The sequence below is a fragment of the Saccharopolyspora sp. NPDC002686 genome (assembly GCF_040295745.1).
GTDB classification, from domain to species: Bacteria; Actinomycetota; Actinomycetes; order Mycobacteriales; family Pseudonocardiaceae; genus Saccharopolyspora; species Saccharopolyspora oryzae.
Genome location: NZ_JBEOVY010000509.1, coordinates 1 through 3,952, shown reverse-complemented (window position 1 = coordinate 3,952; position 3,952 = coordinate 1). Strand labels below are relative to the sequence as shown.

Genomic DNA, 3,952 nt, shown 5'->3' with positions numbered 1-3,952 from the left:
GCGGACCGGGGCCGTTGTGCGCTCGAGGTGATCAGGCGCGGCCGTCGAAGAGGCTGGTGACCGAGCCGTCCTCGAAGACTTGGTGGATCGCTTCCGCCACGAGCGGCGCGATCGACAGGACCGTGAGGTTGTCGAAGCGGCGCTCCTCCGGGATCGGCAGCGTGTTGGTCAGGACGACCTCCTTCGCGCCGCAGGAGGACAGGCGCTCCACCGCCGGGCCGGACAGCACCGCGTGCGTCGCCGCGATGATGACGTCCTTGGCGCCCGCGGCCAGCAGCTGCTCGGTGGCCTTGGTGATCGTGCCGCCGGTGTCGATCATGTCGTCGACCAGCACGCACAGCCGGCCCTCGACGTCACCGACGACGCGGTTGGCGACCACCTGGTTCGGCTTGCTGGGGTCGCGGGTCTTGTGGATGAACGCCAGCGGGGTCCCGCCCAGGTCGTCCGCCCACTTCTCCGCCACCCGGACGCGGCCGGAGTCGGGGGAGACCACGGTGATCTGCTCGTCCGCGTAGGTGTCGCGGATGTAGCTGGCCAGCAGCTTCTGCGCCATCAGGTGGTCCACCGGACCGTCGAAGAAGCCCTGGATCTGGTCGGTGTGCAGGTCGATCGCCATGATGCGGTCGGCACCCGCGGTCTTGAACAGATCAGCGATCAGCCGCGCCGAGATCGGCTCGCGGCCCTTGTGCTTCTTGTCCTGCCGGGCGTAGCCGTAGAACGGCATGACCACGGTGATCCGCTTGGCGCTGGCCCGCTTGAGCGCGTCCACCATGATCAGCTGTTCCATGATGGCGTCGTTGAGCGGGTTGCAGTGCGACTGGATGACGAAGGCGTCGCAGCCGCGCACCGACTCGTCGTAGCGCACGAAGATCTCGCCGTTGGCGAACTTGTAGGCAGCCTGGGGCGTGACCGTTACGTCGAGCTGCTTGGCCACCTCCTCGGCAAGTTCCGGGTGGCTGCTACCGGAGAAGAGCTTGAGGCTCTTCTTCGGGGTCGCAGACATGGCACTCACGGTCATCGTCCCTCCCCGTTCGACGTCCGTCGTTGGGCGTCTTCCGTCGGATTGGTGGTCGGTTCCTTCGCCAAGGCCTGTTGTGCGGCCTCGTCCGCCGGGGTGCCGGAGCGGCGCTTGGCCACCCAGCCCTCGACGTTGCGTTGCCTGCCGCGGGCGACTGCCATCGCCCCCGGCGGGACATCCTGGGTGATCGTCGATCCGGCGGCGGTGTAGGCACCGTCGCCGATCTCGACCGGTGCGACGAAGGTGTTGTCCGCACCGGTCCGGGCGTACGACCCGATCACGGTGCGGTGCTTGTTCACCCCGTCGTAGTTGACGAAGATCGTGGCCGCGCCGATGTTGGTGTGCGCACCGATCGTCGCGTCGCCCACGTAGGTCAGGTGCGGCACCTTGGTGCCCTCGCCGATCTCGGCGTTCTTGGTCTCGACGAAGGTGCCGACCTTGCCCTTCGCGGAGAGCCGGGTGCCGGGGCGCAGGAACGCGAACGGACCGACGCTGGCGTTCGCGCCGACCTCGGCGCCTTCGCCGTGGGTGCGCACCACCGACGCGCCGGGGTGCACGGTGCAGGCGGTCAGCGTGGTGTCCGGACCGATGGTGGCGCCTTCGCCGACGGTGGTCCCGGCGCGCAGCTGCACGCCCGGCTCGACCAGCACGTCGCGGTCCAGCTCCACGTCGCAGTCCAGCTGCACCGAGTTCGGGTCGGTGATGGTGACGCCCGCGCGCATCCACTTCAGCAGCAGGCGGCGGTTCAGCTCGGCACCGAGCCGGGCCAGCTGCACCCGGTCGTTGATGCCCTCGACCAGCCACGGGTCGGCGCAGACCAGCGCGCCCACCGGGCGGCCGTCGGCGCGCGCGATGGACAGCACGTCGGTCAGGTAGAGCTCGCCCTGGGCGTTGTCGGTGGACAGCCGCTCGAGCGCGTCGGTGAGGACTTCCGCGTCGAAGGCGTAGACCCCGGAGTTGATCTCGGTGATCTCCGCCTGCTCCGGGGTGGCGTCCTTCTGCTCGACGATCCCGGTGACGTTGCCGTCGGCGTCGCGCAGCATCCGGCCGTAGCCGGTGGGCTCGTCGACCACGGCGGTCAGCACGGTGACCGCGTTGCCGGAACCGGTGTGCTCGGCGAGCAGTCCGCGCAGCGTTTCGGCGTCGAGCAGCGGCACGTCGCCGTAGCTGACCAGGACCGTGCCGGTGAGTTCGGACGGCAGGGCGCTGAGCCCGCAGGACACCGCGTGCCCGGTGCCCAGCTGCTGCTCCTGGACGGCGGTGCTGATCGGCATGTCGAGCGCCTTGGCCACGCCGTCGAGGTGCTCGGCGACGGCTTCGCGACCGTGCCCCAGCACGACCACCAGCGAATCGGGCTCGACTCCGGCCGCCGCTCGCACCGCGTGCTCGACGAGCGGTCTGCCCGCGAGCCGGTGCAGCACCTTCGGGGTGGCCGACCGCATCCTGGTTCCCTCGCCGGCGGCGAGCACGACGGTGCTGACCGGTTCCGGGTGTGCGGCAGCGCGGTGGGAGGGGGCCGGGGCGGTGTCGCCCTGGAGCATCTGCGCTCTCCCTTGATCTCTGTGCGGCGTGGTGGCCGGAAGTGCCTGTTGCGTCCAAGCGGGTGAAGGGTAACCGGACCGGTTCGGCGTCTGGTCCAGCGCCCCTGCAGGACTTCCGGCGCGAGTGATGGTACCGCCGAACGGTCCAGCGATGAGTCCTCGACATACGCCGCGAGCTGGGCAGATGTGATCTTCGATGCAGCGGTCGGGCGACCGAGGGGTGACCGATCGCACCCTCGGCGGGCCTGGCGGAGGCCACCGCCGAGTGATCGCGGCGGTCGGGGGTGATCCCCGTCTAAAACTCGATCGGGTTAGAGGGCGTCCGGCGGGACCCACACGGAGTGATCTTCGACCGGTTGGTGGTTCGGCGGCGGGATCGCGCCGCCCGCGAGCGCTGCCACGCGGTTCCCGCCGCCGCGCTTGGCCTGGTACATCGCGGCGTCCGCGCGGGCGAGCACCTGCGCCGCCGATTCCTGCGGCCGCATCGCGACGACGCCGATCGACAGCGTCACCCCGTGGATCTCCTCGGCGGGCAACCGGTCGACCGCCTCGACCGTGCGCTGCAGCGCGGCTTCCGCGGCGCCGAGCGTCGCGCCCGGCAGCAGCACGACGAACTCGTCACCGCCGTAGCGCGCGACGAAGTCGTCGGTGCGCAGCGTGTCGCGCAAGGTCACCGCGACCATGCGCAGCACGTCGTCGCCCTCGGCGTGCGAGCAGCGGTCGTTGACGCCCTTGAAGCCGTCGAGGTCGACCAGCGCCACCGCCAGCGGGGCGGCGTCGGGTTCGGTGAGCAGCGCTTCCAGCCGGTCGTCGAGGGCTCGCCGGTTGGACAGGCCGGTCAGCGGGTCCTGCAGGGCCTGCCGGGTGATCGCGTCGTGCTTGTGGTTCAGCCGCGAGTTCTCCAGCCGGGTGACCAAAGTGGACAGCCGCGCCTGGCGCATGGTCCACAGCTCGGTCTCCAGCTCCAGCGCGTACTCGCGCAGCGCCTCGTGCACGTCGGCGCTGTCCAGCTCGGTCAGCTGCGCGTACTCGCGGGCCAGCGAGATGCGCAGCGTCGGCTCCGAGGTGTCCGAGTCCAGCTCGGCCCTGGTCTCCGACAGCACCTGCACCGCGCGCTCGCCCTGATCGGCCTGGGTCAGGCAGCGGGACAGCGCGATCGCCACGATGATCTTCTCGCGCGGGTGGATCGCGCGGTCGAGATCGCGCAGCACCTCCAGGCGCTCGATGTGCTCGGCGTGCGGCTTCGCGAGCGCGTGCGCGGCGCCGAGCACCGGCATCTGCTCGGCGGCCGGGCGGTCGGACACGCGGGGGGACATGATCGTGCGCGCCGGGAGGAACTCGACGCGCTGGTCATCCAGTTCGGCGCTGTCCTCTTCGGACTCGGCCAGCCGGC

General features: G+C 70.7%; 3 protein-coding genes. All 3 read right to left on the bottom strand.

All coding sequences use genetic code 11. The features are described 5' to 3' along the window. Positions 1-31: 31 nt before the first annotated feature. Positions 32-1,012, bottom strand: a complete 981-nt coding sequence (locus ABTZ89_RS36630) for a ribose-phosphate diphosphokinase (RefSeq protein ID WP_502949650.1) — start codon at positions 1,010-1,012, stop codon at positions 32-34. Between the two features lie 2 nt (positions 1,013-1,014). Further along, the gene (glmU, locus tag ABTZ89_RS36625) at positions 1,015-2,559 is read right to left on the bottom strand and encodes a bifunctional UDP-N-acetylglucosamine diphosphorylase/glucosamine-1-phosphate N-acetyltransferase GlmU (RefSeq protein WP_351053628.1); all 1,545 of its coding nucleotides are present in this window, start codon (positions 2,557-2,559) and stop codon (positions 1,015-1,017) included. Positions 2,560-2,870: 311 nt separating this feature from the next. Further along, positions 2,871-3,952: GGDEF domain-containing protein (locus ABTZ89_RS36620; protein WP_351053626.1), on the bottom strand; the 1,082-nt coding region annotated here is incomplete at its 5' end.